The sequence below is a fragment of the Desulfovibrio piger genome (assembly GCF_012843875.1).
Taxonomy (GTDB): domain Bacteria; phylum Desulfobacterota; class Desulfovibrionia; order Desulfovibrionales; family Desulfovibrionaceae; genus Desulfovibrio.
Window position 1 is genome coordinate 16,839 of record NZ_JABAFY010000016.1, and the last position, 24,387, is coordinate 41,225.

26 protein-coding genes, 2 tRNA genes and 1 other RNA gene are annotated in these 24,387 nt (G+C 53.2%); 25 read left to right on the top strand and 4 right to left on the bottom strand.

Features of this window, described 5'->3' with window-relative positions; all coding sequences use genetic code 11:
* Positions 1 to 6 precede the first annotated feature (6 nt).
* From HF854_RS05835 to HF854_RS05845, 3 genes are read right to left on the bottom strand one after another with little or no spacing between them, the layout of a single operon-like run.
* Positions 7 to 327, bottom strand: coding sequence for a hypothetical protein (locus HF854_RS05835; protein WP_168935452.1), 321 nt, complete (start codon positions 325 to 327; stop codon positions 7 to 9).
* On the bottom strand, positions 324 to 1,328 hold the full coding sequence (gene rsmH, locus HF854_RS05840) for a 16S rRNA (cytosine(1402)-N(4))-methyltransferase RsmH (RefSeq protein ID WP_168935453.1): 1,005 nt from the start codon (positions 1,326 to 1,328) through the stop codon (positions 324 to 326). Before rsmH ends, HF854_RS05835 begins: the two co-directional genes overlap by 4 nt.
* Before the next feature lie 8 nt (positions 1,329 to 1,336).
* Positions 1,337 to 1,783, bottom strand: a complete 447-nt coding sequence (locus tag HF854_RS05845; RefSeq protein ID WP_168935454.1) for a division/cell wall cluster transcriptional repressor MraZ — start codon at positions 1,781 to 1,783, stop codon at positions 1,337 to 1,339.
* A gap of 280 nt (positions 1,784 to 2,063) precedes the next feature.
* Between HF854_RS05845 and pyk the strand changes: the two genes are divergently transcribed.
* The 24 genes from pyk (at position 2,064) to trbJ (ending at position 22,941) form a co-directional block, all read left to right on the top strand.
* Complete coding sequence (pyk, locus tag HF854_RS05850) at positions 2,064 to 3,482, top strand: pyruvate kinase (RefSeq protein WP_168935455.1); 1,419 nt, start codon at positions 2,064 to 2,066, stop codon at positions 3,480 to 3,482.
* Between the two features lie 189 nt (positions 3,483 to 3,671).
* A tRNA-Gln gene (locus HF854_RS05855) sits at positions 3,672 to 3,746 on the top strand.
* Positions 3,747 to 3,763: 17 nt separating this feature from the next.
* Positions 3,764 to 3,840: transfer RNA gene (locus HF854_RS05860), tRNA-Glu, on the top strand.
* Positions 3,841 to 4,152: 312 nt separating this feature from the next.
* Positions 4,153 to 4,226, top strand: an RNA gene (locus tag HF854_RS05865) — hammerhead ribozyme type II.
* Positions 4,227 to 4,430: 204 nt separating this feature from the next.
* Positions 4,431 to 5,462 carry a helix-turn-helix domain-containing protein gene (locus HF854_RS05870; protein ID WP_168935456.1) on the top strand — a complete coding sequence of 344 codons (1,032 nt, stop codon included), beginning with the start codon at positions 4,431 to 4,433 and terminating at the stop codon, positions 5,460 to 5,462.
* A gap of 8 nt (positions 5,463 to 5,470) precedes the next feature.
* The gene (locus tag HF854_RS05875) at positions 5,471 to 5,878 is read left to right on the top strand and encodes a TraK family protein (protein WP_168935457.1); all 408 of its coding nucleotides are present in this window, start codon (positions 5,471 to 5,473) and stop codon (positions 5,876 to 5,878) included.
* Positions 5,878 to 6,606, top strand: a complete 729-nt coding sequence (locus HF854_RS05880; protein ID WP_168935458.1) for a nucleotide-binding protein — start codon at positions 5,878 to 5,880, stop codon at positions 6,604 to 6,606. Before HF854_RS05875 ends, HF854_RS05880 begins: the two co-directional genes overlap by 1 nt.
* Positions 6,607 to 6,614: 8 nt before the next feature.
* On the top strand, positions 6,615 to 6,878 hold the full coding sequence (locus tag HF854_RS05885; RefSeq protein WP_168935459.1) for a hypothetical protein: 264 nt from the start codon (positions 6,615 to 6,617) through the stop codon (positions 6,876 to 6,878).
* On the top strand, positions 6,871 to 7,326 hold the full coding sequence (locus HF854_RS05890; protein WP_168935460.1) for a hypothetical protein: 456 nt from the start codon (positions 6,871 to 6,873) through the stop codon (positions 7,324 to 7,326). Before HF854_RS05885 ends, HF854_RS05890 begins: the two co-directional genes overlap by 8 nt.
* Complete coding sequence (gene trbB / locus HF854_RS05895) at positions 7,319 to 8,275, top strand: P-type conjugative transfer ATPase TrbB (RefSeq protein WP_168935461.1); 957 nt, start codon at positions 7,319 to 7,321, stop codon at positions 8,273 to 8,275. Before HF854_RS05890 ends, trbB begins: the two co-directional genes overlap by 8 nt.
* A 198-nt stretch (positions 8,276 to 8,473) precedes the next feature.
* A complete protein-coding gene (locus HF854_RS05900; RefSeq protein WP_168935462.1) occupies positions 8,474 to 8,794 on the top strand; it encodes a TrbC/VirB2 family type IV secretion system protein in 321 nt (106 codons plus the stop codon).
* Complete coding sequence (gene trbD / locus HF854_RS05905) at positions 8,794 to 9,096, top strand: conjugal transfer protein TrbD (protein WP_168935463.1); 303 nt, start codon at positions 8,794 to 8,796, stop codon at positions 9,094 to 9,096. Before HF854_RS05900 ends, trbD begins: the two co-directional genes overlap by 1 nt.
* A 5-nt stretch (positions 9,097 to 9,101) precedes the next feature.
* The gene (locus HF854_RS05910; protein ID WP_168935464.1) at positions 9,102 to 10,325 is read left to right on the top strand and encodes a TcpQ domain-containing protein; all 1,224 of its coding nucleotides are present in this window, start codon (positions 9,102 to 9,104) and stop codon (positions 10,323 to 10,325) included.
* Positions 10,326 to 10,382: 57 nt separating this feature from the next.
* Positions 10,383 to 11,960 (top strand): pilus assembly protein, encoded by a 1,578-nt coding sequence (locus HF854_RS05915; RefSeq protein ID WP_168935465.1) that lies wholly within the window; start codon positions 10,383 to 10,385, stop codon positions 11,958 to 11,960.
* 3 nt (positions 11,961 to 11,963) lie between these two features.
* The gene (gene pilO2 / locus HF854_RS05920) at positions 11,964 to 13,271 is read left to right on the top strand and encodes a type 4b pilus protein PilO2 (RefSeq protein ID WP_168935466.1); all 1,308 of its coding nucleotides are present in this window, start codon (positions 11,964 to 11,966) and stop codon (positions 13,269 to 13,271) included.
* Entirely contained in the window at positions 13,258 to 13,878 is a 621-nt protein-coding gene (pilP, locus tag HF854_RS05925) for a type IV pilus biogenesis protein PilP (protein WP_168935467.1), read from the top strand. The genes pilO2 and pilP overlap by 14 nt, the downstream gene beginning before the upstream one ends.
* 12 nt (positions 13,879 to 13,890) lie before the next feature.
* The gene (locus HF854_RS05930) at positions 13,891 to 15,489 is read left to right on the top strand and encodes an ATPase, T2SS/T4P/T4SS family (protein WP_168935468.1); all 1,599 of its coding nucleotides are present in this window, start codon (positions 13,891 to 13,893) and stop codon (positions 15,487 to 15,489) included.
* Positions 15,482 to 16,531 carry a type II secretion system F family protein gene (locus HF854_RS05935; protein WP_168935469.1) on the top strand — a complete coding sequence of 350 codons (1,050 nt, stop codon included), beginning with the start codon at positions 15,482 to 15,484 and terminating at the stop codon, positions 16,529 to 16,531. Before HF854_RS05930 ends, HF854_RS05935 begins: the two co-directional genes overlap by 8 nt.
* On the top strand, positions 16,531 to 16,998 hold the full coding sequence (locus tag HF854_RS05940) for a type 4 pilus major pilin (protein WP_168935470.1): 468 nt from the start codon (positions 16,531 to 16,533) through the stop codon (positions 16,996 to 16,998). The genes HF854_RS05935 and HF854_RS05940 overlap by 1 nt, the downstream gene beginning before the upstream one ends.
* Before the next feature lie 8 nt (positions 16,999 to 17,006).
* A complete protein-coding gene (pilM, locus tag HF854_RS05945) occupies positions 17,007 to 17,438 on the top strand; it encodes a type IV pilus biogenesis protein PilM (RefSeq protein ID WP_168935471.1) in 432 nt (143 codons plus the stop codon).
* Positions 17,435 to 18,571, top strand: coding sequence for a shufflon system plasmid conjugative transfer pilus tip adhesin PilV (gene pilV, locus HF854_RS05950; RefSeq protein ID WP_168935472.1), 1,137 nt, complete (start codon positions 17,435 to 17,437; stop codon positions 18,569 to 18,571). The genes pilM and pilV overlap by 4 nt, the downstream gene beginning before the upstream one ends.
* Before the next feature lie 570 nt (positions 18,572 to 19,141).
* Complete coding sequence (locus tag HF854_RS05955; RefSeq protein WP_240937671.1) at positions 19,142 to 19,702, top strand: lytic transglycosylase domain-containing protein; 561 nt, start codon at positions 19,142 to 19,144, stop codon at positions 19,700 to 19,702.
* A 1-nt stretch (position 19,703) separates the two neighbouring features.
* The gene (locus tag HF854_RS05960; RefSeq protein WP_168935473.1) at positions 19,704 to 22,130 is read left to right on the top strand and encodes a VirB4 family type IV secretion/conjugal transfer ATPase; all 2,427 of its coding nucleotides are present in this window, start codon (positions 19,704 to 19,706) and stop codon (positions 22,128 to 22,130) included.
* Between the two features lie 13 nt (positions 22,131 to 22,143).
* Positions 22,144 to 22,941, top strand: coding sequence for a P-type conjugative transfer protein TrbJ (gene trbJ / locus HF854_RS05965; protein WP_168935474.1), 798 nt, complete (start codon positions 22,144 to 22,146; stop codon positions 22,939 to 22,941).
* Here the strand turns inward: trbJ and HF854_RS05970 are convergent.
* A complete protein-coding gene (locus tag HF854_RS05970; protein ID WP_168935475.1) occupies positions 22,916 to 23,293 on the bottom strand; it encodes a hypothetical protein in 378 nt (125 codons plus the stop codon). The genes trbJ and HF854_RS05970 overlap by 26 nt on opposite strands.
* On the opposite strand from HF854_RS05970, the gene trbL reads away from it, so the two are divergent.
* Positions 23,250 to 24,380: a P-type conjugative transfer protein TrbL gene (gene trbL / locus HF854_RS05975; protein WP_168935476.1), complete on the top strand. Its 1,131-nt coding sequence runs from the start codon at positions 23,250 to 23,252 to the stop codon at positions 24,378 to 24,380. The two genes, HF854_RS05970 and trbL, sit on opposite strands and share 44 nt — an antisense overlap.
* Positions 24,381 to 24,387 lie beyond the last annotated feature (7 nt).

Here is a 24,387-nt window from a genome sequence, read left to right on the forward strand (position 1 = left end):
TGCCGGCTAGTGCGCTTCCATACGCCGGACCTGCCCCGGCTTCGGCTCCTTCATGCCGATCTCCTCCGCCTTGCGGCGCAGCTCGTACGGGGAAAGAAGGCGCTCCCGCTCCACTTCCAGCTTGGCGCGCAGGGCCTTGCGTTCCTGCAACTTGTTCTGGGCGATATTGATGAAGTAGGTGGTATCGATGCGCTCGATATTGCTCCAGACCAGGATCAGGCACATGGTCATGCAGGCCAGCAGTCCCAGCGCCAGCAGGAGCAGCCAGCTTTTGGTCTGGACCTTGCCCTGTCCGCGGAACGGCAGCCCGACCGACAGCTTCTTCATGAAACCGCCTCGGCTATTTTCTCCACGGCCCGCAGTTTGGCGCTGCTGGCACGCGGATTGATGGCCAGCTCGTCATCGTCGGCCTGCACGGGCTTCTTGTACAGGATCTCGACTTCCGGCACATGGTGGCACACGCACACCGGCACATGCCGGGGGCAACGGCAGCCCTCGGCCCAGTAGCGCATGGTCTGCTTGACCATGCGGTCTTCTAGGGAATGGAAGGAAATGACCGCCAGACGGCCGCCCAAGGACAGACGGCCCAGGATGGCATCAAGGAAGCGGCGCAACTCGCCCAGCTCGTCGTTGACGGCCATGCGCAGGGCCTGGAAGGTGCGCGTGGCGGGATGGCGGCGGGCCTTGGCACGCCACGCGGGCGGATAGGCCTTCTCCACCAGGGCCGCCAGCTGGGCGGTGGTATCGATGGGGTTCTTCTGGCGGGCATCCACGATGGCCCGGGCTATGCGCCCGGCCTGCGGCTCCTCGCCCAGGGTGGCGATGCATTCCTTGAGGCGGTCGAAACTTTCGCGATTGACCCAGTGCCAGGCCGAAGGCGCGCCGGAATGCTGGTCCATGCGCATGTCCAGGGGCCCGTCCCCGTAAAAGCTGAAGCCGCGCTCCGCCTCGTCCAGCTGCAGGGAGGAAACACCGATATCCAGCAGCACGGCGTCGACCTTGTCCCAGCCCAGGTCGTCGAGGGCCTCCTCGAACTGGCTGTAGCGGCAATGGTAGGTATGGACGCGCCCACCAAAAGGCTCCAGCCGGCGCCGGGCCAGTTCCAGGGCTTCCTCGTCCCGGTCCAGGGCGCAGAGTTCCGCCTGGGGGGCCGCCTGCAACATGGCAGAGCTGTGCCCGGCCATGCCGAGCGTGCCGTCCAGGATGCGCACGGGGCGATCCCTTCCGGCATCCAGCACGGGCTGCAGGGCCGCAAGGGTTTCCTTCATCAGGACAGGGATATGCAAATCAGCCGCATTTCGTTCCTGTCCCTGCTGCTGCATGGTCATGCTTACCTCTAAAGAGCTATATCAAGATGACAGGCCGCCACTTCATCGCTGACGTCTTCCACCAGCAGGGCATCGAAGCGGGCCTGATCCCAGATCTCGAACTTGTCCGCCATGCCCACCAGTACCACGTCCTTTTGCAGACCGGCGGCACGCATCAGGGGCTGCGGGATACGTATGCGGCCCTGCGCATCGGGGACCATCCTCTGCGCAAGACCGAGCAACTTCGTTTTGACGTGGGAAAGCTTCATGGAAGGGAGGGGGACGCTGTTCAGCTTTTCGACGATGGCTTCCCAATCCGCAGGCATGTAGGCCTTGAGGCCTCCGTACAGACCTATGGTCAGCCAGAAGGAACCATCCCCGGCGGCCAGCAGGGCATCCCTGTACTCTGGCGGCAGCAGCAGACGGCCCTTGGCGTCAAGATTGCGATATGCGCTCTGGATAAACAGATTTGCCACCGATCCACCACCTGTCGCCCACTATTTACCACGTTTTCCCACTTATGCCCCACCCTTTCCCCCGCTGTCAAGCGAACATGACGGGACGGTGACAATCATGTGATTTTGTTTGTCAATTATTCCAATGGGCTGCCTCGGACTCGGGGTGGGGGCGTCCCCGCCCGCCCGCACGCTTCCTGCCGCTTGACAAGCCGCAGGAAAGCCCGGATAGTTTTTTCTGGACATACAGCTTTATGAGAGAACATCCGTGCCCCCGCACGGGTATGAAAGGAATAAAGATATGAGAACCAAGATCGTCGCCACCATCGGCCCGGCTTCCAATTCCAAGGAAAAGCTGCGTCAGCTCGTCGAAGCGGGCGTCAGCGTCTTCCGCCTGAACTTCTCCCACGGTTCGGCCGCGGATTTCGTCCGTATCATCAATGATATCCGTGAAGTGGAAAAGGAGCTGGACAAGCCCATCACCATCATGCAGGACCTGTCCGGCCCCAAGATCCGTCTGGGTGTCGTTCAGGAAAAGACCATCCAGGTCACCAAGGGCATGCAGCTGCTGCTGGGCCTTTCCGACCAGCGCACCGATGAGATGCCCTTCCTGCCCTTCGACCATCCCGAGATCCTGGAGACCCTGGAGCCCGGCGACCGCATGGTGCTGGCCGACGGCGGTCTGCAATTCACCGTGCAGCAGAGCCGCCCCGACGGCCTGGTGCTGCTGGAAGCCAACAACAGCGGCATTGTGACCTCGCGCAAGGGCCTGGCCCTGCCCGGCAAGGCCACCAAGGTGCGCGCCCTGACCGAAAAGGACAAAAAGGACCTGAGCGACGGTCTGGCCCTGGGCGTGGACGCCGTAGCCATCTCTTATGTACAGACGGCTGACGACGTGCGCGAAGCCAAACAGCTCATCGCCGCCTCGGGCCGCCGCGTGCCCGTGGTGGTCAAGCTGGAGCGCCAGAACGCCGTGGACAACCTGGACGAGATCCTGAAGGAGACCGACGTCATCATGGTGGCGCGCGGCGACCTGGGCGTGGAATGCCCCCTGCCCCTGCTGCCCGCCCTGCAGAAGCGCATCATCCGCGCCTGCAACGCCATCTCCAAGCCGGTCATCGTGGCCACGCAGATGCTGCTCTCCATGGTCAACAGCCCCGCCCCCACCCGCGCCGAGACCACGGACGTGGCCAATGCCGTGCTGGACGGCGCCGACTGCGTGATGCTCTCCGAAGAGACCGCCATGGGCAACTTCCCGGTGGAGACCGTGCAGTACATGCGCAAGATCACCGACGAGGCGGAGAAGCTGCTGGTCAATGACCGCAAGCTGGAAGAACCAGCCGCGGACAAGGGCATCCCCGAGTTCCTGGCCTACTCCGCCTGCCTGCTGGCCGAGAAGGCCCACGCCAAGGCCATCGTCTCCCACAGCCTCAGCGGTGCGTCGGCCCGTCAGGTCTCCTGCCGCCGTCCTCCCCAGGACATCTACGCCCTGACCCCCGACCCGGTGACCATCAAGGCCCTGAACTTCGTCTGGGGCGTGCATCCCGTATTCGTCGCCGATCCGGCCAGCGATCCCAGCCACCTGAGCCGCGCCGAAAACTTCATCCACAACTGCCCGGACTTCCTGCCCAACGAATGCGCCGTCATCACCGCCGGCCAGCTCAAGGGCTCCACGGCTACCCCGCGCGGTACCAACCTGGTCAAACTCTACTGGAAGTAAGGCTGCCGTAACGGCATCACCTGCCATCCCCAAGGCCGTCCCCATCGGGACGGCCTTTTTTTACACCCAAAAGGCACATATCAACATACTAAAATAATTTATCTTTTTATTTTTATCAAAAAAATATCCACTTTTTTCATTTTTTTGTTTGACAAGAGGGCCGGTTTTGCGTAGGTTCCATTTTCGCGATGGGCTGTCGTTCAATTGGCAGGACGGCGGATTCTGGCTCCGCTAATCAAGGTTCGAGTCCTTGCAGCCCAGCCATCACAACTTCATAGCGCGTCCCTATCGTCTAGCCGGCCCAGGACAACGGCCTTTCACGCCGTCGACAGGGGTTCAAATCCCCTTGGGGACGCCAACAAGAAATCAAGCGTAGTAACGTGCTTTTTTGAGCATGTTTCTACGCTTTTTTTCTTTTTTTCAGCCCTTCTTCCTTTTCAAAAGCCCTTTTCAGCGCTGGTGATCCAGCCTGGAAGGGGCTTTTTGTCTTTTCCGCACCCCCCACTTTGCACGAGCACGAATAGGGATTGTCTTACCCGAAAGTCCACGGAGAGGGAATGCCCGCCCGTGGTCGAGCAAGCCCTGCTTGTAAACGCTACATAAATTTCCCGCCGGAAATGGCGGCAATGAGAACTCCCCCGGAGACGGTTCCTGGGGATCAGAAAAAGAAAGGCGAAACGCTGGCGTTTTTACGACCAGCGTCACCGGGGGATAGGTGCCCACGGTCTGACGAGCCAGCCCGCTCGAACAACAAAAAACTCAATCGCTGGAGCGAACCTGAGAAAACTGTAGGCCAAAAGAAAAAAGCTCCTGTGTTGGCAGCACAGGAGCTATCTGCGGGAGTAATCCGCAAATTTGTTGGATTAACTCTAGCCGAAAGGCTTAGCGGCGTCAAGCTCCGCAGCTCTATTTTACGCTTTTTCCAAGGCCTGTCTGGAGTAATCAGACATGGAAAATACGTTTGCACCACGCGGCTGCATTCGCGGCCCGATTTTACCTCGTTTTGTTTTGACTATGGATATGTCTCCGGGCGCAAAAACCATCTACGCAATCCTGTGTGACATTGCTGCTGACAAAGACCATTGTTGGCCGTCTCACGCGCGGCTTGCTGAACTCCTGCATTGCAGCGTCTCCAGCGTCAAAAACTGGCTGCGGGAACTTGTCACGCACAAGCTCATTGCGATCCGCCGAAACGCGGCCCGGACTTCCACATATTATATGCTCAAGCCTTCTATGCTTCAGGCTTCTGGTGCTGCCTTCATCGGCAAGGCCCAAGAGGCAAACTTTACCTCTTGCCAGACAAAGTTTGCCTACAGAAAGAACTTTAAGAAAGACTCCATATTACCCCCCACTCCCCCCACGCAGGCGGCTGGTTCCTCCTCCTTGGCTCTAACCTTTCCACGTCCACGCCCCTGCCGGGGCGATGGGGGGGATTTTTCTCTTGCCGATTCTTCATTCGAGCAGTTCTGTCAGCGCTATCCACGCAAAGAAGCCAAGGAACTTGCGCGTGCCGTCTGGCATCGTCTTTGGCGGCGTGGCTCATTGCCCGGCCTTGATGTCCTGTTTCAATCGCTGATCCGTTTCCGAGAAAGCCTGAGCTGGCAGCGCGAACATGGGCGGTTTATCCCGCTACTGGTGAATTGGCTGCGCGGCCAGCGTTGGCTGGATGACCTTCAGTCTGGGGGGCAAGCGTCTCTACCTGCTGCGCCGGATTCTGAGCGGGACAGACGTATCAAGCAGCAGACGGATGCGTTGGAAAAGCGCTGGCAACGTACCGAGCCTGAACTGGAGGCAATGCGGCCCGTATTTGAGTCGTTTCTGTCTCGTTTCGACGATGGTCAACAAAAACGCGGCCCCGCTTGGGGTCTATGGACTCTGCTCTGGCGGAAGGGAAAAGCCCCTTCGGCTGCGGATGTACCGGCGGTCAATACTGGCGTCTTGGAGTTTCTGCATTCTGTGCGGTACGGATTTTCATTTTGAGGCGAACGATGGAAAGCAAGAGATTGCGATTAACCCCCGGTATGGCGCGGGTCGAGTTCCTGGCGGTCAAAGACGAAGTAGAAAGCCTGCTGGCCAGAGGCTACCTGCTGAAACCGGCTTATGCGCAGCTGACGAAAGAAAAACGGATCAGCATGACCTATGACACGTTCCGTCGATACGCCCGAAAATATTTCCCCGGCGGGAAGAATGAACAAGCAGGGAAGCTGAAGAGGACTGACACTCGGTCAAAACACTCTCCGGGGGCGGTGCTTCCCCCGTCTCCGGCTGCACCGGCAAAAAGCCCACGCACGACTTCCGACGGCCCCCGCATGATCGTGCCACAAAACAAATCATTTCAGGACAGCTCCGTTCCAGACGTGGCCGATCTCCTGCAAGTGAGTAAGGAGGAAGAATAATGGCGACTATCCACTTGATCCTGCAAGGCAAGGGTGGCGTCGGTAAATCCATGATTGCAGTCATGCTTTACCAGGCGCTGCGCCATGCCGAGAAAGAAGTCATTGCGTTCGATACTGACCCCGTCAATGCGACATTGGCTTCTTTCCCGGAGTTCGATGTGACCAAACTGGATGTGATGAAGGATGGGAATATCGAGCCGCGTAAGTTTGATGAACTTCTGGAAGCTCTTTCGCAGGCTCCCGACAACGCCCATGTCATCGTAGACAATGGAGCATCGTCATTCATCGCTCTGGCATCCTATCTGTCCGATAACGACTTCATTGATCTGCTTGAAGATCAAGGGCACCGGGTTTTCCTCCATACTATCGTGACCGGTGGCCAGGCTATGGGAGACACGCTCCAAGGTCTGGCCCGGATGGCCATTAACTTCCCCCGATCTCCTTTGGTTGTCTGGTTGAATCCTTACTTCGGGGACATCGCCATTGATGGGGCCGGATTTGAGCACTTTAAAATCTACAAAGAGTATGCCCATCAGTTCCATGCCCTGATTTCGTTGCCCCAAGGCAACAAAGCCCTGATTGGCAAAGACCTGGAAGAGCTGTTTGCCCGACGCCAAAGTTTTGAGGCTGGCATCAATGGCAGCTCTACTCATATCGCTGTCAAAGCCCGCCTACGCCGTTACTGGAATCAAATCCTCGCCTGTATTGAACAGGCTGGAATCATGTAGGTAATGGAATGAAAAGCTCAAAAACAAGAAAGTGTAGTCTTGAGTTTTTGGAAGACAAAGAAAATCCTTGTCAAATACTTTGCAAAATAAACTTTGTTCCCAGTCTTGGAGCATTGAACAATAATTGTCCAGCAGTCGCAATGCTTGGAATGCAACTACTAAAAATAGCCAGCCTGATGCTTACTAATGAAGATTTCTCCCAACAGCAGGAAGCGCTGATTCGTCGATTCAATGAAAGCGAGGCAGGCTCGTCGGAGGATTGCAATGAGTGATGATTTTCCCGGCGATGAAGACAAGCCCCCCATGCCTGAAGAACGATTCCCTGACGGCTTCGGTATGTCTGTGGAAGACGTGCGTGCGCTTCTGGCAAAAAAACATGACGTATCTGTTCCGCAGGATGACCCCATACTGATGCAGGTAACGATTCTTCAAGTTTTCCTCGAAGCTCAGGCGAGACTCCAGAAAAAGCATGAAACAGCTCTGGCCGCCTTCATGGGACAACAGACGACAGCCTACGTCAACGATATGGAGAAAAACCTGAAGAGCCTCACAGAGACTCTGTCAGGCCTCACGATGGAGGGCATACGCAAGGCCGTGGCGGATTTTGTCGCCAATTTGGCCACGCACCGGTCAGCCATGTATTTGTGTACGGCCATCATAGCCCTTTCCGCCTTGCTCAATGTCGCCGTCTTTATCCTGGGGATGGTGCGTCATGGATGAGCGTCTGCTGGAAAGCCTTGAATACAACTGCGGGCCACTGATTATGGATGCCCTGCGGGATGATAGTGTCATTGAAATCATGCTCAATCCTGATGGCGCTCTTTGGATCGAGCGGTACGGCCAGGATCAGGAGTGTGTCGGTACGCTCTCCCTGCCCCAAGGCAAACTGATCCTGTCCCTTGTGGCCAGTGCCCTGAACCAAACAGTGGATGCCCGCCATCCGGTGATTGAAGGCAGCTTTCCACTGGATGGCTCTCGTTTTGAGGGGACATTGCCGCCCATTGTAGGGCCAGGTGCATCCTTCTCCCTGCGCAAGAAAGCATCGCGAGTCATACAGCTCTCCGAATATCTCAACCAGGGTGTCATCGGCCCGGAGGTCCCGGACATTATCCGCACGGCCATCCTGGAGCGAAAAAACATCGTCGTTGTCGGGGGCACCTCCAGCGGCAAGACGACTTTCGTGAATGCCATCATCCACGAGCTGGATCAGCTCTGTCCCCATGATCGCCTTCTGATCCTGGAAGATACGGCAGAGCTTCAGTCCAAAGCTCCTAACTCTGTGTTTTTTCTGACGTCTGAACTGGCAGGCATCGGTATGCGGCAGCTTACCAAAGTCTGTATGCGCTACGCCCCCCGGCGGATTCTGGTCGGGGAAGTCCGGGATAGCGCTGCCTTGGAGCTGCTGAAGCTCTGGAATACTGGTCATCCCGGCGGCATCGGTACGTTCCACGCGGATAGTGCTGAAGAAGCCCTTGAGCGCCTGGAAGAGCTGGTGGAAGAAGCTGGCGTCGGCTCCAAGCAAAAGCTCATAGGCCGTGCCGTTGATCTTGTCATCTTCATGGAAAAGACAAGGCATAACACACGCAGGCTTTCTTCCATAATCAGTGTAAATCATTTCGATTTGAAAGAAAGGCGATATGAAACTAAAGAAATATATACTGCGGTATAGTTTTTACATTCTTATTATTTTTATTGTAATATTTATACCATTCGTTTTGCTGAGGACAAGTAAAATAGCTTCCATGTTATTGCATCCTGAGATGAGATATTTTTCTTATTTCTTGGTAGTTATCTTGGGGATATTTTTTATCTTTGCAAACAAAAAACATTAAACAAAATCAAGAGAGTATTCACTGAGGAGGATAGTATGCTCAAAAAGAAATCTTTTATGCTCTTTATCGTTTTTGCAGCCGCAGCGATGGCTTTCCCTGAAATGGCTCTGGCCAGTGGTGGAATCACAGAGTTTTCCAGCCCTCTCGAAAAGGTTGTCAATACTGTCACAGGCCCTGCTGGTAAATACATCAGTATCGTTGCAATGGCGATCTGCGGTATCATCTTCATCATGAATAAAGATGATATTTCAGGTGGTTTCAAGCTGTTGCTGTCGGTTGTCTTCGGCATCTCGTTCATCGCATTTGCCGGTAGCATGGTAAATTCGATCTTCAGCTTTTCCGGGGCTGTTTTGTAATGGAGCAACGTCACATTCCTGTCCATCAATCTCTGCACAGACACAATCTTGTACTAGGGGCGGAACGCGAATTGGCGATGACGAGCGCATTGATCGCCTTGCTGGTTGGAGTGGGAGGAATGACGGCTATTTCTGGGCTGGCAGCGCTGCTGTTCTGGATCACCTCAATCTTTATCTTACGCCGTATGGCCAGGATTGATCCTTTGATGAGTAAGGTTTGGATGCGCCATATCAAGCAACAGATTCTTTACCAGTCAAAGTCGAGCCGCTGGCGGAGTCAAAAAGCCTTCAGCAATAAGTGATTGCTATGAAAAAATATATCCTTTTGCTCCTTTGTCTTGCGATTGCATCAGGCTCAGGCTGTCTTCATCAGCGCAGCGCGTCAGGCTCTTTTGATGGGCTGAGTAGCGATTACGGCAATGACGCCCGCATCCTTGCGGAACAAGCGGCTGAGGAATTGAGCCGTCGTCATGCTCCCGCTCACACTGCGATTGCGCTGCATCGTGCCCCAGGGACGTTTGGGGAGACGTTAGAACAGCGACTTCGGGAGGATGGTTTTGCCTTGAACCCATCTGGTCTTGAGGTGAGCTACAGTCTTGATGTGATGGACGGCAATGGAACGCCTGCTCTGGGATATGCCCAGATTCGCTGTTCCGATGGTGAGCTGTTCAGTATGACTCGCGAAGTCGTGAAAGGGCTGGATGCGCCTGTTGAAGACAAACAACCAGTTTCTTCACGCCCTTTGCCTGGCTACCCGTCGGCGGACACACAAGCTCTTCCCTCCAAGGAACCTGCCGTGAAAACGCCAGACCCGACGCCGGTTGCGACTCAGGCCCCGCAAGTAAAAACCTATCCGGTGAGAAAGACCGGGACTGCGGCAGCCATAGCTCGGCGGAACCGCGTACCAGTGAAGGATTTCTGCCGATGGAACTGCGTTGGAGCCAATGCGACCTTGATGAAGGGCTATCAGGTCTATTTGTCTGAGCCTCCAGCGGGAACAATTCCGGTAGCTGCCCCTGTACCTGTGCCTGAGCATACTGAACCGGTATCCGCACCAACACCTGTACCGGCTCCGGCGGTACTGCCTACGAAAACCCAGACCTCTCCTTCCCTGACCCTGGAAAAACCACAGCCGGGTAAGCCTGTCCCCTATACACCAATTTCCGCGACACCTCCCATTCCAGGGAGCAATCCCCCTGCTCCGGAGAAGCCCGCGGAAGTTCCCGCAGCGACTCCCGCGGTCGTCATGCCCGCAGTGAGCACGACGCTGGTGACACCTGTAGAGATGCCCGTATGGGAAATCCATAAACGGGAAATGCTCCGTTCGACAATGGAAGGCTGGGCTGCTGTTGCCGGGTACAGCCTGATCTGGAATGCCCAGCATGACTATGAAATGCGGAGCGACGCGACATTCAGGGGTGAGTTCCTGGATGCCGTCAAGCACTTCTTTGCCGCTCTTCAGGCCAACGGCCTGGCTCTGCGCGTAACGATCTACCAAGGAAACAAGGTGATGGAAGTATCTGAGCATTAAAGCTGTAAAGATATAACTATTTTTTTATGTAAAAAAATAAACATTGGAAAAAATACTATGAAAACAAGCCGCATCATTTGCAGCATCATGCTTCTGCTCCTCGGCGTGGCTCTGGTTGGTTGTTCTCATAAGAACGCTCCTGACCAGGAACTGATCGAGGGTAAGGGGAAGGATTTCACGACACTCTCACGGTCGAAAGCCGTTGATGTCGTCGCGGAACCTTACGTTGGGGTTAAGGCCGTGCCCATTCGTGCTGATGAGGCCTCACAGGCGGAACTGAATACCAGGGTCATGCTGCGCAAGCGCGGCACATTGAGTGATATTGCTGCAACTATAACCGATTTGACCGCGTTGACTGTCCAGGTCGGCGCTGATCCCGCTCCCATCAGTAAGGGGGGAAAGCCCGCAAAAGCTGGCACGCCTCCCGCCCTTGAATTGCCTGACTTGCTTGATCCCGGAGCCAGCGGTGGTTCGCGTTTACTCAATGTATCCTATGAGGGGCCTCTGCGTGGCCTTCTGGATCATGTGGCAGTCGCCAGTGGCTACGGGTGGGATTTCGACTCCAAGACAAAAACCGTTGTATTCTCACGCCTTGTCGTGCGGACGTTTACGATTCTGGGTGCGCCTGGCAAACGCGAATACAAAGATCAGATCACCAACAAATCCAGGGAAACGTCGCGCTCCAGTATCGGTGGCAACAATATCAACCAGACGGTAGCGACTTCCGACACGTCGAGCCAGACGGCACAGTCCAACACGACGAATTACAAGTTCGACATTTGGGCGGATACCGAAAAGGCTGTCAAAGAGCTGTTGTCTTCCGAAGGGAGTGTCGTCGGCAATCAGGCTGCTGGAACCATCACTGTCCGGGACTATGCGGATAACGTCCGGCAGGTGGAGAAGTACATCGCGGACATAAACAAGCGCTTGTCCCGCCAGGTAGCGTTGACCGTGCATGTCTGGGCTCTGGAAGTCACGGACACCAATGAGGCCGGTATCGACATGCAGGTACTGTTCGCCAACGACGATGTTTCCGTGGTCGCAGGCAGTCTGGCCTCTCTCGGCAGTAGCTCGTCCGCCTCGGCTACCATCGTCAACGGGAAGTTAAAGAACTCCACCGGCGTTCTGCGTGCTTTGAAGGCATGGGGCAATGCCACACAGGTTACGTCCGGGGGCGGTCTTGTTCTCTCCAATCAGCCTGTTCCAATCCAGGCCATCAAACGCATTGCCTATCTGGCAGGGTCATCTTCATCGCAATCGGACTATGGTCAGACGACGGAAATCACTCCAGGGGAAGTGACGACGGGCTTTGCCATGACTGTGATTCCTCACATTCTGGATCGGCGGCGGGTACTCCTCCAGTACAGCATCAACCTCTCCAGCCTGGACGAATTGACCGAATTTACCACCAGTGATTTGACCGTCCAGCTTCCCAAAACAAGCACGCGGGCGTTCAGCCAGAGAAGCACTATGCAACTTGGGCAGACTCTTGTGCTGGCCGGATTCCAAGATCAGGCCCAACAGCTTTCCAAGTCTCTGGGGTTATTAAATTTCGGTGGCTCCGGGGAGTACGCCAAGACATTACTGGTTATCACGATTGAAGTCGAAGCCGCCGGTGGCGGGACAGAGGATTAGGCTATGGAGCTTATCACCCTCAAAAAAACGACGTGGGTGCTTGGCTTGCGCTGGATGGCTCCTGTCCGGCAGCGATTGGGGCACATGGGGCATAAGGCGCTGTCCGAACTCCAGGATGAGGAGTTTAACGCTGCGGCAAGGCGCACGACAACGCAGGGCATACAGTATGGCCTTGGAACTGTAGAGACGTGGTCTAACTATTCCTCGGCAACGGCCTTGTGCTCTTGTCTGCGCTGTCCAGACTCTTTTCTGGGGATATTCAAGCTGTGTGCCCCTGATCCTACTTTGGGCCCTGCCAAAGAGTTTTGGTGGCTTCATCTTCGGATAGATGGCGTGGTCAGCGAGTATGGGGATCAGGTCTTCTTCAGCTCCGAAGAAGCAGCGTCGTTCGCCTCACTGTTGGAAAAATTCTCTGGCCTTCCAGTCGAACACTACGAGTCGATTCGCGAAAGTGAACTCTGGCTTGAAGAACATATCCAGTTCTCTACTTTGGACAAGCTCATAGCCAAAGGTCATCTGTCAAATTTGCGCAGCATGGCCTCCCGAAGCACGATCCTGCGTTTGACGATCCTGGGGATACTGCTGGCTATCATGCTGGGAACCTTCTTTATCTATGACCATTTTACGGAAAAGGCTGCCCTGGAATCTGCGGTGCTGCGCAAGCAGGAACACGCCGCACGCATGGAAGACATGCAACGTCATCCTGAACGATTTTTCCCTATGGAGTGGCAACAACAGCCCTTAGCCTCTGATGCTGCCGCAGCGTGTCTACCTGGCCTGCTGGCTCTCCCCCTGGCGTCGAATGGCTGGGAGTTGAAGTCTGCCTCATGCATTGGACAAAAGATCAACATTGAATGGCAGTACGCTGAAGGAGCGACGTTTACGACGCTACCAAGCGGGGCGATGCTGGACGGTAAAGATATGCTTACAGCCCGGTCGTCTATCCCTGTAACGCTGCGTAGTTCCGCTCGTCTTATGGACGGGCCAGGAACAGATCACCATGCGTTGGTGGATCGCAAGCAAGCAACTGCGTTGCTTTCGGACGTGACACAGGCATCTGGGGCACGACTGTCCTTGCCTCAGTTCAAAGCGCAGAAAACACGCAATATCGACAAAAAAACGAAAATCACAGCACCGTGGCACGAAGGTACATGGGAGCTCTCCGAACTACCCGATATTTTGATGGATTACAGGGCTGGAGAGAAAGTAGGGCTGTTTGAATTTCTGACCGCAATCCCAGGATTGTGTGTTGAATCCATAAAGTTTGATGGGAAATGGGCAGTCAAGGGGAAAATTTATGCAAGACATTAAAAAGAAACGCCTTCTTGTTTGGGGAGGCCTTGGCTTGGCCTCAATAATCGTGCTGGGAGCTGTGGCATGGCAGACATTGTCCTCGTCTCCTGCACCGGTAATTCCATCCAAGACAACCCCGAAGCAGATTCCGCAGGCACAGGTAAAGCCTCCTAAGCTGCCGACGCAGACTCCAAAGGGAGAAACCGGCTTGGCCCCCATCGCCCAAGACTTGAACTCGCCCAGCACGCTGGGGGAACTGACGCGCAAACGTGGCCATGAGCAGCTGCTGAAGCAGGAAGTGCGCATCCGTGAGCTGGAAAATCGTCTGCAAGACCTTAGCCAGCCCTCCAAGCAGGAGTTGGTATTGCCCAGCCTGACACCTCCACCTGCGGCCCCCAAAAGTTCATCAACGCCCGGTTCTGCGGCTTCGGCTCCATCCAGACGTCTTGCTGTTGTTTCTGTCCAGGGCATTGAGGGGAGGCTGTCTGCGACACTGCGCATGGCGGATGGACACACGGTCACGATCAATAACGGATCGCTGTTTAATGGCGGACGGCTGCATGTGACGCGCAAAGGAGTGACCATTCACAAATCGGGGAAGTCTTCAACGATACCGTTTGAATAGAGGATAGGGAAAGTGCATACCCGCATAACGCAGCTTATCAGCGATCTTCCCGATCAAATCCGTGCTCGTATCGCCCTGATGGATGACTCATTGATTGTGTCTGATGAGATTCAGGGGAATATGGCATTCATAAATTTTGCATCAAATTTTGCAGTTATAGGCATAAAGGTATTTTCTTTTGTCCCGCCTAGCCGTTTTGATGCTGAATTTTCTCGCTATGCCTCCCGTAGTGGCATAGGTGACAACGAAGTCCAGCAGTTGGCGATTGACTTGATTGCACGTGGCTTCAAGGCTGGCGCAACGGATATACATATAGCGGATATGGGAACGCATGTACGCACACGCTTTCGTGTGCTTGGCCTGTTGCGTGATGATATGGAGTTCGATGCCGAAACAGGACGACATATGATCCGAACCATCTATGAGCATCTTGGTGCTGCACAGGATGCTCCTGCTTTTGATCCCATATCTCGGCTTGATGGTCGTATCATCAATCGGGACTACCTGCCGCAAGGCCTGTACTCTGTTCGTATCCATTCCGAACCTATTGAATGCGATGGGGCACCTGACGGCAAGGGAACGTTTATGCCGCTACGCCTGTTGCATGACACGTCGGGTGCTTCCGGCAGTCTGGAAGAGAGATTGGCCAAGCTGGGATATACGAACGAGACGATAGAGGTGGTTGACCAGGCGGGAACCAAACGACTTGCCCAAGCCCAGACCAGGCTTTTTCGGACGCTTGCGGCCAGAACTGGTATCGTCTTTATCTCCGGGCCTACCGGCTCCGGTAAATCGACGGCGCTGGCACACTGCATGGAAGCGTTGATCGAAGAACGTCCGGGGGACAACTTTCTGTCCATCGAAGACCCCCCGGAGAAGCCGATCCGGGGGATGTACCAAATCCCCGTCAACTCCAAAGAGGGAGATGAGCGAGGCGACGCCTATACCAATGCAATCGCGGGCACCAACCGAGATGATACTGACACCGTGATGATCGGTGAAATCCGCTATGCCGAAGCCGCGCTGGCCACCATTGAGGTCGCATTGTCCGGTAATGCGGTCTGGGCCACCATCCACGCCGCCGACGCTCTGGGCATCATCCAGCGTCTGGATGTTCAACTCCGTTCCCGTGTCGCTGATCCCCTTAACATCGTCTGTGACCCCATCGTGTTGTCTGGCCTGGTGTTTCAGCGGCTTGTCCCCAAGCTCTGCCCGTACTGCAAGATACGTCTGAAGGATCGCCCGGATGCCATTGCTCCCGATCTACTGGACAGGTTGCGGAACTCCATGCCGGAAGACTGTCTCGATGAAGTCTGCATCCGGGGAAGCGGCTGCGAACACTGCATGGAATCCGGCCATCCGGGGCTGCACAGGCAAACGGTTGTAGCGGAAGTGATCGCGGTAGATCGCCAGCTCCTAGCTCTGTTGCGTCAGCGGCAGCATGAGGAGGCGAAAAAGTATTGGCTCTCCGAGCTGGGAGGCATGACCTACCTGGAACATGCCCGCCACCTCATCATGTCGGGTGTCCTTGATCCTGCCATTACAGAAGAAATGCTGGCCATGCCCATAAATGCCGACGTGGAATCCGGCAAAAGAGGCCAACATGCCTGATTTGATTGCACGTCTGGCATTTAGCACGAAGGTGAGGTCTCGCATCTGGAAACAGCTGGCCAAGCTCCTTCAGAACCGGATGCATCTACATGAGGCGCTTCGCCTGCTCAAGTTCCAAGCGGAAGAGCGGAAGTCCCCTCTGGCCAACGTCTATACCCATATCCTGCACAAGCTGGGACGCGGGCGCACCTTGGGCGCAGCACTGGATGGACTGGCCAGCCGCGAAGAAACACTGCTCATTAGCTCGGCTCAAGACAGCAGTCGCTTGGCGGGAGGCCTGCTGCTGGCCAGCAAAGTTCTGGATGCGAAGAGCAGTATCAGAAAGAGTCTGATCGGCGCATTGGCCTATCCACTTATGTTGCTGCTGTTGATCGTCATTATGATGCTTATTGTGGCCGAACGTGTGATGCCACAGCTCGCCATGCTTTCCGATCCAGAAACATGGCAGGGAGCTGCCTATGCTCTGTATCTGCAAAGCTCGTTTATTTCTTCATGGCGTGGAACAGCATTAGGCATAGCCATACTCATTCTGATATGTGTTGTATTTTTTTCTTTTGCTAATTGGACAGGATCGAGAAGGAGAATAGCAGACAGATTTGTACCGTGGTCAATCTATAGATTAACCATAGGGACACTATGGTTGTACGCAGTTGCAACACGAATGCGGGCTGGTCATCAAATTTCAAACATATTGAAAAGTATGGCTGGAGATATTTCGACTAGCCCGTATTTACGGGAGATAGTCAGTAATATTTTGGCAAGTTCTGGGCAGGGGATTGATTTTGGACAGGCACTTAAGAAATCAGGAATGCGTTTTCCTAGCCCTGAGCTTGTCGATACCCTAGCCGTCTACTCACGAATGCCAGGCTTCCAGAATCATCTCATAGAGCTGGCAGATGAATGGCTTATTGAAGGAATTGAAGGCATCCAGCGTCTCGCTGGGAAAATCAAGGTTTTCATGTTCGCTCTTGTGATCGGCCAGTTGAGCATGGTTGCTCTGGCTGTCGGCGGGCTTCAGTCAACACTACAGGGAGGAATGTGATGAGTATTCTTGAAACCGTTGGCGCATTGATCGTCGGCCTGCTCCTGATCGCTGCCGCCGCATTTGGCCTGTATTCCGCATTTGGCAAATCCAATGTGGCGACGACGGAACAAAACCTTGTTCTGCTGCGAATGCAGACCCAGCAGCTCTTCTTCGGCACGAACTATGACAACCTGGACAATGACGTTGCCATGAGTGCCGGTATCGTTCCCAAGGCTTTCATCAAGGGGGACAGCATGAAGAACGCCTGGGGTGGTGATGTCACGCTGGCCAATGACGCCGATAACGGCCAGTTCTCGATCACGCTGGACAATGTCCCGCAGGATGCCTGCATGCAGCTCGCCCGATTCCAGCCGGATTCTTGGGAATCCATCTCCGTCAACGGTTCCGTCGTCGATCCTACGGACGTGGGGGCTATTGTTGAGACCTGCACGGCTGCCAGTAGCCTTATCTTCACAGCACGCTAGGTTATAAAATGAAGCCTGTTGTCTTTCTTATCTTCCTCATTGGGGTAGGAGCCATGATTCAACGCACTGTGGACTTTTCTTCTGAAGAGTCTTCATTCAGTGCGATAGCAGTCAATTACGCAATCTATCGTAATGAAGTCTTCCGATATGTTTATGAAAACAATGGGCTTTCTGGAGACATACCGCTTGCTGTACTTGATCTCCCTGAGAGCTGGCGCGCCTTGCGTAATTGGCGTGCGCGCGTGGATGCGGGTCGATGCTACGTTTACGGTGATGCGTCGATGCAAGAAATCATGGCTGTGCGTCAGCTCTTCAGGGGAAGTTTTGCTTTGGGAATGGCCAGCAATGGCCGCCTTATCCCTGTGATGGGGAATGTGATTACCGTGCCTGCCTTTATCCCTAATGGTTCCCTTGTCAGCGTTACGGAGATCGACAGATGAACCTACTGAGTACAATCGGCGCAATCATCGTCGTTATCATCATGATTCCATATATGATTGGATGGTGGGAAACGGGAAACTCTGCTGTACAACAGCGCATTATTGCAAATCACATGACTATGGTGATGAGGGCAGCCAACCAGTACGTCAATCAGCACCAAGATACGCTTCTTTCTCAAGCGACAGCTACGACAGGCCCGACGATCAGCATTGCTGACCTTATTTCGGATGGGCTTTTGCCTGATGGCTTTCAGCCCCAGAACGCCTGGCTTCAGGACTATCAAATTTACATCCGGCAGCCGCAAAATGGTGCTTTACAGGCCATCGTACTGACTACCGGGGGTAGAGAAAATGCAACGGATCATTTCCTGAATGCCGTGGTTCCGGGCGCTGCGGCCCTCATTGGCGGGGCTGGTGGACATATCCCGTCCGGCGTCCTGCCTGGCCAAACGGAAAACATGCTTCAGGGAGCAGGTAATGGCTGGGTGCTGAACTTGGGGACTGTGGGAATTGCGTCGCCCGGTGCCGGGCATCTGGGAGCCGTTTCCACCTATGACTCTTCCGCCTTGGGACAGGACTTCCTCTATCGCGTGGCAGTTCCAGGACAACCTGAACTGAATGCCATGCAAACGGAACTGGATATGACGGATCACGCCATTCGCAATGTCTCTGACCTCCAGTTTGAACCACGGGAGATCACCTCAGAATCCTGCACCAGCACGGACGAGCAGGGCCGCATCTTCCTGGACAGCCTTCAAGGGCTTTACCTCTGTCGGAACAATTCGCTGGAAATCATTGGGGACTCTGGGAACACCGCACTGATGAAAAACGCGACCGTGGCCAAAAACGGCGACCGCATCACAAAGCCGTCCTGTGCGCCAGGCACCGGGCTGACGCCAGCGATTTTTACCGCTCCTGCAATCTCGGAAGCAGGGCCGGACGCACCGCCAATGACGGCTATTCAGACCTGGGCTACCTCGGTCTCGGATACAGAATGGCAAGTCCACCTTCGTGTACAGACTGGCGACTCTTCCCTTGGAGATGAACAAGGCTGGGTTTACCCGGCTGACGATTACGGGCGGATCATGGTTCTGGCCATGTGCGTCAAACAGATGGAGACACCAACTCCATAGAGGGAACGATGGACAATTACATACCTCATATGTGGATAGGATTTACTATCTTATTAGCGATACTGCATTTTCTTGCAATAAAATTTAAGTGGTTCAGGCGTATAGGAATAATTGATTTGTTTTATCAGGGTTCATTATTAGAAAAAATTATTGATATAGTAATGTTTGCACTTATTTATTGGGTGGCAATAGAAACATTATTAAATATATAATAAAATAAAGATACTTCAAATGCCAATACGGAGAAAAACAAGCCAACATAGGACGAAAAATAAGCCCTCCTTCTCATGGATACGAATTTAACTTCATCGTTACTAATTATAAATTTTGTAGACTTGTTTAAATATTTAAATGAAACCATGTATGAAGTAATAGAAAGAAGAGTTCCTATGGATAGTATATATATTATAACATAAAGATTAGGATATAAATTCAATAATATACCAAGACATCCTGTATTTAGCAGAAAAGAGAAACTCATAAATGACTTGCAATAATCAAACATGTTTTTCTCAGCTTCAAGAAAATCTTTAATTAGTTGCGTCATATATTGCTCCTAAAGGAAATACTATGCAGGAATGTTATCCCATCAACATATTCTTCCGCAAGGCAAGCGCTTGCTCCGTTCTCCTGATGATCGTCATTTTTTTTACCCCGGTATACGCCGAAACCCTTCAGAACCGTCAGCATGTCCTGGAACCGCTTTTTGACGCGCCCTGTGCCCGCTATCAGGTGCCCAAAGTGCTGGCCCTGGCCATCGCCCGGCAGGAAAGCGGCTGCCATCCGTGGATCATCAATATTTCTGGGCGGGATGTACGACCCAGGTCGAAAGAAGAAGCCATCCAGTACGCTCAGTGGGCCATGCGCTCCGGACGCTCGTTTGACGTGGGGATCATGCAGATCAATGCCTACTGGATCAAACGGTATGGCTGGCCGGTGGAACAGGTGCTGGAACCTGCCAACAATATCAAGATCGGTGTCTGGATACTTGCGCAGGAGATTCGGCGGCACGGTCTTAACTGGAAAGCCGTGGCCTATTACCACACACCGCTTCACAAGAATCCGGAGCGGGGACGTGCCTATGCCCGCTCTGTTGTAGGGCATGTGAAGAAAATTCTGGACGGTAAATAATATGCTGAATCTGCAAGACTTTCGTTCAAAAGCCAAAGGGCTTCCCGATCTGCTGACCTATGCCGCGCTCATAGAGCCTGGGATCATACTCCAAAAAGATGGCTCGTTCCTGGCAGCATGGGAAATCCGGGGAGAGGATACTGCCAGCTCTACCCCTGCCGAACTGTCCTATGTGTCCGAGCAGGTCAGTAACGCCGTCCTGCGTCTGGGAACAGGCTGGATGATCCACGTCGATGCCTGCCGGACAACGCAGCGCGCTTACCCGGATGCGGATCGCTCACACTTTCCTGATCCTGTCTCCCAGGCCATAGAGGATGAGCGCCGTGCATTTTTTGGGCAGGATGTTTGCTACAGCACTTCGACGTTTCTGACCGTCACCTATCTGCCCAACTACAATGTCGCCAAAATGGCTGGCGCGGCCAAGGTTGGCGTGGAAACGATGTCTGCCTTGGAGAAGGGACTCAAGACATTCAAGGATTCCTTGATGGAATTTGAGGATGCCTGCGCTTCGGTGTTGGAGATGCACCGGCTTCAGGAATACGAGCTGTATGATGCCTCAAACGACACCTTTTTGCATTCAGACTTGCTGGCTCACTTGCAGTTCTGCATCTCCGGTGTGCTTCAGCCTATGCGTGTGCCCACGGTGCCCATGTACCTTGATGCCCTGCTGGGCAGTCGGCACCTTGTCGGCGGTCTGATCCCGCGCCTTGAAGACGGGCTTGAGAAAAAACATCTGGCCATTCTTTCCATTGATGGCCTTCCGCAAGAGTCCTGGCCTGCCATGTTCGCAGCTCTGGACAGTCTGCCGTTCGAGCTGCGCTATTCCACACGGTTTATCTGCCTTGACCAGTATGACGCGGAAAAGGAGATCACCAGCTTCGTCAAGGGCTGGAACCAGCGCGTGCTGGGATTCATGGATCAATTTTTCAACAATCCCAACGCGAAAGTAAATCGTGATGCGCTGCTTATGCGCGAAGATGCGGAGACGGCCAAAACCGAGGTACAGTCCGGCTATGTGGGAGCGGGCTACCTGTCGTCCACGATCATCATTATGGACGAAGATGTGAATGGCCTTCAGGACAAGGCGCGCGAGTTGCGCCGTCTGATCCAGACGCAGGGCTTTGGCTGCCGCATAGAGTCCATGAATGCCCTGGAAGCCTGGCTGGGCAGTCTGCCGGGCAACGGATACGCAAATATCCGCCGTCCCCTCATAACCACACTCAACCTGGCCGATTTGCTGCCGCTGCAATCGGTTTGGACGGGGACGCCGACGTGCCCGTGCCCGCTTTATCCGCCGGATTCGCCGCCGCTGGCCGTCTTTCTGACTGACGGTTCCACGCCGTTCTGGTTCAATCTCCATGACGGCGATCTGGCGCATACTGTGATTTTCGGCCCCACAGGTTCCGGCAAATCCACGCTGCTGGCCACGATTGCCACGCAATTCCTGCGCTATGCGCATCGCCGCATTTTTGCCTTCGACAAAGGCAACTCCCTCCTGCCGCTTTGCGAAGCTACGGGAGGAGATCACTATGAGATCGCAGCAGAAAACAGTCTCTGCTTCACGCCTCTCCAGCGCATAGATGAAAGCCCGACAGAGATGGCTTGGGCAGAAAACTGGATAGAAACACTCCTGGAACTCCAGGGGATGACTGTCCTGCCTTCCCATCGGGCAGCGATACATGACGCCATGACGGGACTGGCGACACAGCCGGAGCACATGCGCACCCTGTCGCATTTCATGGATACCGTTCAGGAGCAATCTCTCCGCGAGGCGCTGGCCTACTACACACAGCGGGGGGCGATGGGGATGCTTCTGGACGCCCGGACGGACAATCTGCGTGAGTCCACGTTCACGGTCTTTGAAATGGAAGAGCTGATGAAAAAGGGAGATCGCAACCTGATCCCTGTCCTGATCTACATTTTCCACCGGATCGAGAAAGCGTTGGACGGTAAGCCTGCCCTTCTCATTCTAGATGAAGCCTGGATCATGCTGGGGCACCCTGTTTTTCGCTCCAAGATACGGGAGTGGCTGAAAGTTCTCCGTAAGGCCAACTGTGGGGTCATCTTGGCCACACAAAGCCTTTCCGACGCCCGGCAGTCGGGTATCATGGATGTCCTCCTGGAGTCGTGTCCTACCAAGATTTATTTGCCGAATCGGGAAGCCCGAAACGATGAAACCTACGGCTTTTACAAAGCCTGCGGACTCAATGATCGACAAATCAGCATCTTGGCCCATGCCACAGCAAAGCAGGATTACTACATGGTCAGTCCTGCTGGCCGTCGCCTTTTCCAGCTCGGTCTGGGGCCGGTCGCATTAGCCTTTGTCGGCGCATCCGACAAAGAGAGCATTGCTCGTATCAAATCCCTAAAAGAAATTCATGGCCGTGATTGGCCTAATGTATGGCTGAAAGAACGCCATGCTATATAGTTTTGAGTAACTTATGAAGACTTCTCTTATTATCATCACCGCTTTGCTGTTGGTTCCCGTTCAGACGATATCAGGAACTGTGTACTGCACAAATTGCAGTGACAAGTTTATGCAAGCTATCGAAAAGGCAACGAGCCTTGAGCAGTTAAAAACACTTGTTAAAGAATATGATGAAGCTATCCAGCAAACAGCAGCACAGTTGCAAATGGTGCAACAAAACATAGAGCAATATACAAATATGGTTCAAAACACCGTGGCTCTCCCCAAAGAGATGATCCGAAAAATATCAGCCGAGATGTCCAAGTTTGGAAAGATCACGGGTGCCCTGAGCACCATGAGAAATGATGTTGTCGGCTTGGGCAATGTCTTTGATGAACTGTACAGCGCACAATCTGAGTTGAAGGACTTGGCCAGAATGCCGCGCAATATGCTCCAGGGCGGTATGACGACCTATCACACGAGCTGGGATAACTGGAGCCGTCGTGTGGATGATTCCACAAAGGCGACCTTCCAGCTTTCAGGGAAACAGCTCAAAGACCTGGAAGAATCAGGGGAGCTGGAAGCATATATCAATGAACTCCTGTCTACCCCGGATGGTCAGCAAAAGGCCCTCATGGCGGGAAACCAGCTCGCAGCCCTTCAGATACAAGAGGCTCGCCAGCTCCGCGAACTTCTTGCAACCAAGATTCAATCGGATTTGGCGAGCCGTCAAAAGATAGAAAAGGAAGAGCAAATGCGCCAAGAGCTACATAGATATATGCTGGAAGGTGTTGGTAAAATTGGAACTACTTCTCGACCTGATCCTTTTTAATTTTTAAAAGACCTGTAACCTGTTCTCTCGTTAATGTCGTATCTCGTGTAATTAATTTATAATTACCAGATTGGCCACGAATATTTGTAATCATTATATCATCTTTGCTTATAATCTTTATTTCTGTCGGTTTTTTAGACCTATTTAAATATAGACTTATTTTTCTGTCATCTTCTGTCGATTTATAAGTAAAACCATGAAATTTGTTGTCAGTTATTTTTAAAAGATCAGGCGTGTTCGGAATACGTTTTCCTTCAGCTTTCCACCATCCACATATATCATATGCAAAAGAGGGGCTTGCGATAAATATGGAAAACAAAAGTGCAAAGAGGATAGAAAAATATTTTTTCATCTTTTTTCTCCTTTTTTTATTTATCAGTATTCCTAAAATTAGCAACGCCGCCACTTCAGGCGATACGATTGTATCGGATATAGTAACAAAATTTCATGACCAATTATCTAAATATGAAACAGTTATGCTCAAATATGCAAAGCTCCTTTTTTATTGGTGCGCAGTATTTGAAATAGCATGGCTTGGCATAAGGATGGCTCTGGGAGCTTCTGATTTAAAGGATACAATCAAAAATTTTTGTCTTGTTATCTTAGCCGCAGGATTTTTCCTAGCTGTTATCAATAATTACCACACATGGACATGGAATATAATAAACGGCCTAAAATCAATTGCTGGCGAGGCAACAGTTATTATTGATGCCTCTGATAAACCATTTACAGTCGGATTAGAATTAGCATCGTATCTTTTTGATAAATGTGGCTTTGGTGACCCAATTGACTCTCTTGTATATATATTGGCTGGAATGTCTATACTAATCTGCTTTGCGTTAATATCACTGCAAATAATTTTAATCAAGTGTGAGTGCATTGTAGCTATGTGTGCATCATCTATTTTAATTGGACTCGGTGCAACATCTTTTTTGCGTGAATATGCTGTCAATGCATTGCGCTATGTTTTTGCCGTGGCTTTCAAGCTGATGGTCATGCAACTTGTTATGGGCGTCGGTATTAACTTTATTACACAGCTACAAATGGCAGAGGACATGAATTGGGGCCAGATTGGGGTCACGATCTCGTTTTGCATCATCTTTTACTGTCTCGTCAAAACGCTGCCTGACGTCGTCGCAGGCATCATCCAAGGGTCGCACGTCAGTACCGGTAATGCTCTCACGTCAACGGTTACGGCTATGGGGGCAGGGCTTGCCGGATTGAGCATTGCTGCCGGTGCTGGCATGGCCAATATCGGCAGGGCAGCGCAAGTCGCAAAATCTGAAGGTGCGCAGGGTATCCGGGGGATCATGAAGGGGACGGCCAGTAACCTGTGGAATGCCACGCGGGAGTCTATGCACAACAAGGATTCGCGCAACAATACAGTGTCTTCTTCGCTTCGCCAGAGACTTGAAGCCCAGAGATTGCGTAATGACTAACTAGGGG

What these genes read in the sequence shown, in the direction of transcription:
- pyk (WP_168935455.1), top strand. Translation starts at nt 2,064, where the DNA reads ATGAGAACCAAGATCGTCGCCACCATCGGCCCGGCTTCCAATTCCAAG.
- HF854_RS05940 (WP_168935470.1), top strand. Translation starts at nt 16,531, where the DNA reads ATGAGTATTCTTGAAACCGTTGGCGCATTGATCGTCGGCCTGCTCCTG.
- HF854_RS05910 (WP_168935464.1), top strand. Translation starts at nt 9,102, where the DNA reads ATGAAAAAATATATCCTTTTGCTCCTTTGTCTTGCGATTGCATCAGGC.
- HF854_RS05885 (WP_168935459.1), top strand. Translation starts at nt 6,615, where the DNA reads ATGAAAAGCTCAAAAACAAGAAAGTGTAGTCTTGAGTTTTTGGAAGAC.
- HF854_RS05935 (WP_168935469.1), top strand. Translation starts at nt 15,482, where the DNA reads ATGCCTGATTTGATTGCACGTCTGGCATTTAGCACGAAGGTGAGGTCT.
- trbJ (WP_168935474.1), top strand. Translation starts at nt 22,144, where the DNA reads ATGAAGACTTCTCTTATTATCATCACCGCTTTGCTGTTGGTTCCCGTT.
- HF854_RS05900 (WP_168935462.1), top strand. Translation starts at nt 8,474, where the DNA reads ATGCTCAAAAAGAAATCTTTTATGCTCTTTATCGTTTTTGCAGCCGCA.
- rsmH (WP_168935453.1), bottom strand. Translation starts at nt 1,328, where the DNA reads ATGACCATGCAGCAGCAGGGACAGGAACGAAATGCGGCTGATTTGCAT.
- HF854_RS05875 (WP_168935457.1), top strand. Translation starts at nt 5,471, where the DNA reads ATGGAAAGCAAGAGATTGCGATTAACCCCCGGTATGGCGCGGGTCGAG.
- HF854_RS05835 (WP_168935452.1), bottom strand. Translation starts at nt 327, where the DNA reads ATGAAGAAGCTGTCGGTCGGGCTGCCGTTCCGCGGACAGGGCAAGGTC.
- HF854_RS05915 (WP_168935465.1), top strand. Translation starts at nt 10,383, where the DNA reads ATGAAAACAAGCCGCATCATTTGCAGCATCATGCTTCTGCTCCTCGGC.
- pilV (WP_168935472.1), top strand. Translation starts at nt 17,435, where the DNA reads ATGAACCTACTGAGTACAATCGGCGCAATCATCGTCGTTATCATCATG.
- HF854_RS05870 (WP_168935456.1), top strand. Translation starts at nt 4,431, where the DNA reads ATGGAAAATACGTTTGCACCACGCGGCTGCATTCGCGGCCCGATTTTA.
- HF854_RS05890 (WP_168935460.1), top strand. Translation starts at nt 6,871, where the DNA reads ATGAGTGATGATTTTCCCGGCGATGAAGACAAGCCCCCCATGCCTGAA.
- HF854_RS05880 (WP_168935458.1), top strand. Translation starts at nt 5,878, where the DNA reads ATGGCGACTATCCACTTGATCCTGCAAGGCAAGGGTGGCGTCGGTAAA.
- trbD (WP_168935463.1), top strand. Translation starts at nt 8,794, where the DNA reads ATGGAGCAACGTCACATTCCTGTCCATCAATCTCTGCACAGACACAAT.
- HF854_RS05960 (WP_168935473.1), top strand. Translation starts at nt 19,704, where the DNA reads ATGCTGAATCTGCAAGACTTTCGTTCAAAAGCCAAAGGGCTTCCCGAT.
- pilO2 (WP_168935466.1), top strand. Translation starts at nt 11,964, where the DNA reads ATGGAGCTTATCACCCTCAAAAAAACGACGTGGGTGCTTGGCTTGCGC.
- trbL (WP_168935476.1), top strand. Translation starts at nt 23,250, where the DNA reads ATGGAAAACAAAAGTGCAAAGAGGATAGAAAAATATTTTTTCATCTTT.
- HF854_RS05955 (WP_240937671.1), top strand. Translation starts at nt 19,142, where the DNA reads ATGCAGGAATGTTATCCCATCAACATATTCTTCCGCAAGGCAAGCGCT.
- HF854_RS05970 (WP_168935475.1), bottom strand. Translation starts at nt 23,293, where the DNA reads ATGAAAAAATATTTTTCTATCCTCTTTGCACTTTTGTTTTCCATATTT.
- trbB (WP_168935461.1), top strand. Translation starts at nt 7,319, where the DNA reads ATGGATGAGCGTCTGCTGGAAAGCCTTGAATACAACTGCGGGCCACTG.
- pilM (WP_168935471.1), top strand. Translation starts at nt 17,007, where the DNA reads ATGAAGCCTGTTGTCTTTCTTATCTTCCTCATTGGGGTAGGAGCCATG.
- pilP (WP_168935467.1), top strand. Translation starts at nt 13,258, where the DNA reads ATGCAAGACATTAAAAAGAAACGCCTTCTTGTTTGGGGAGGCCTTGGC.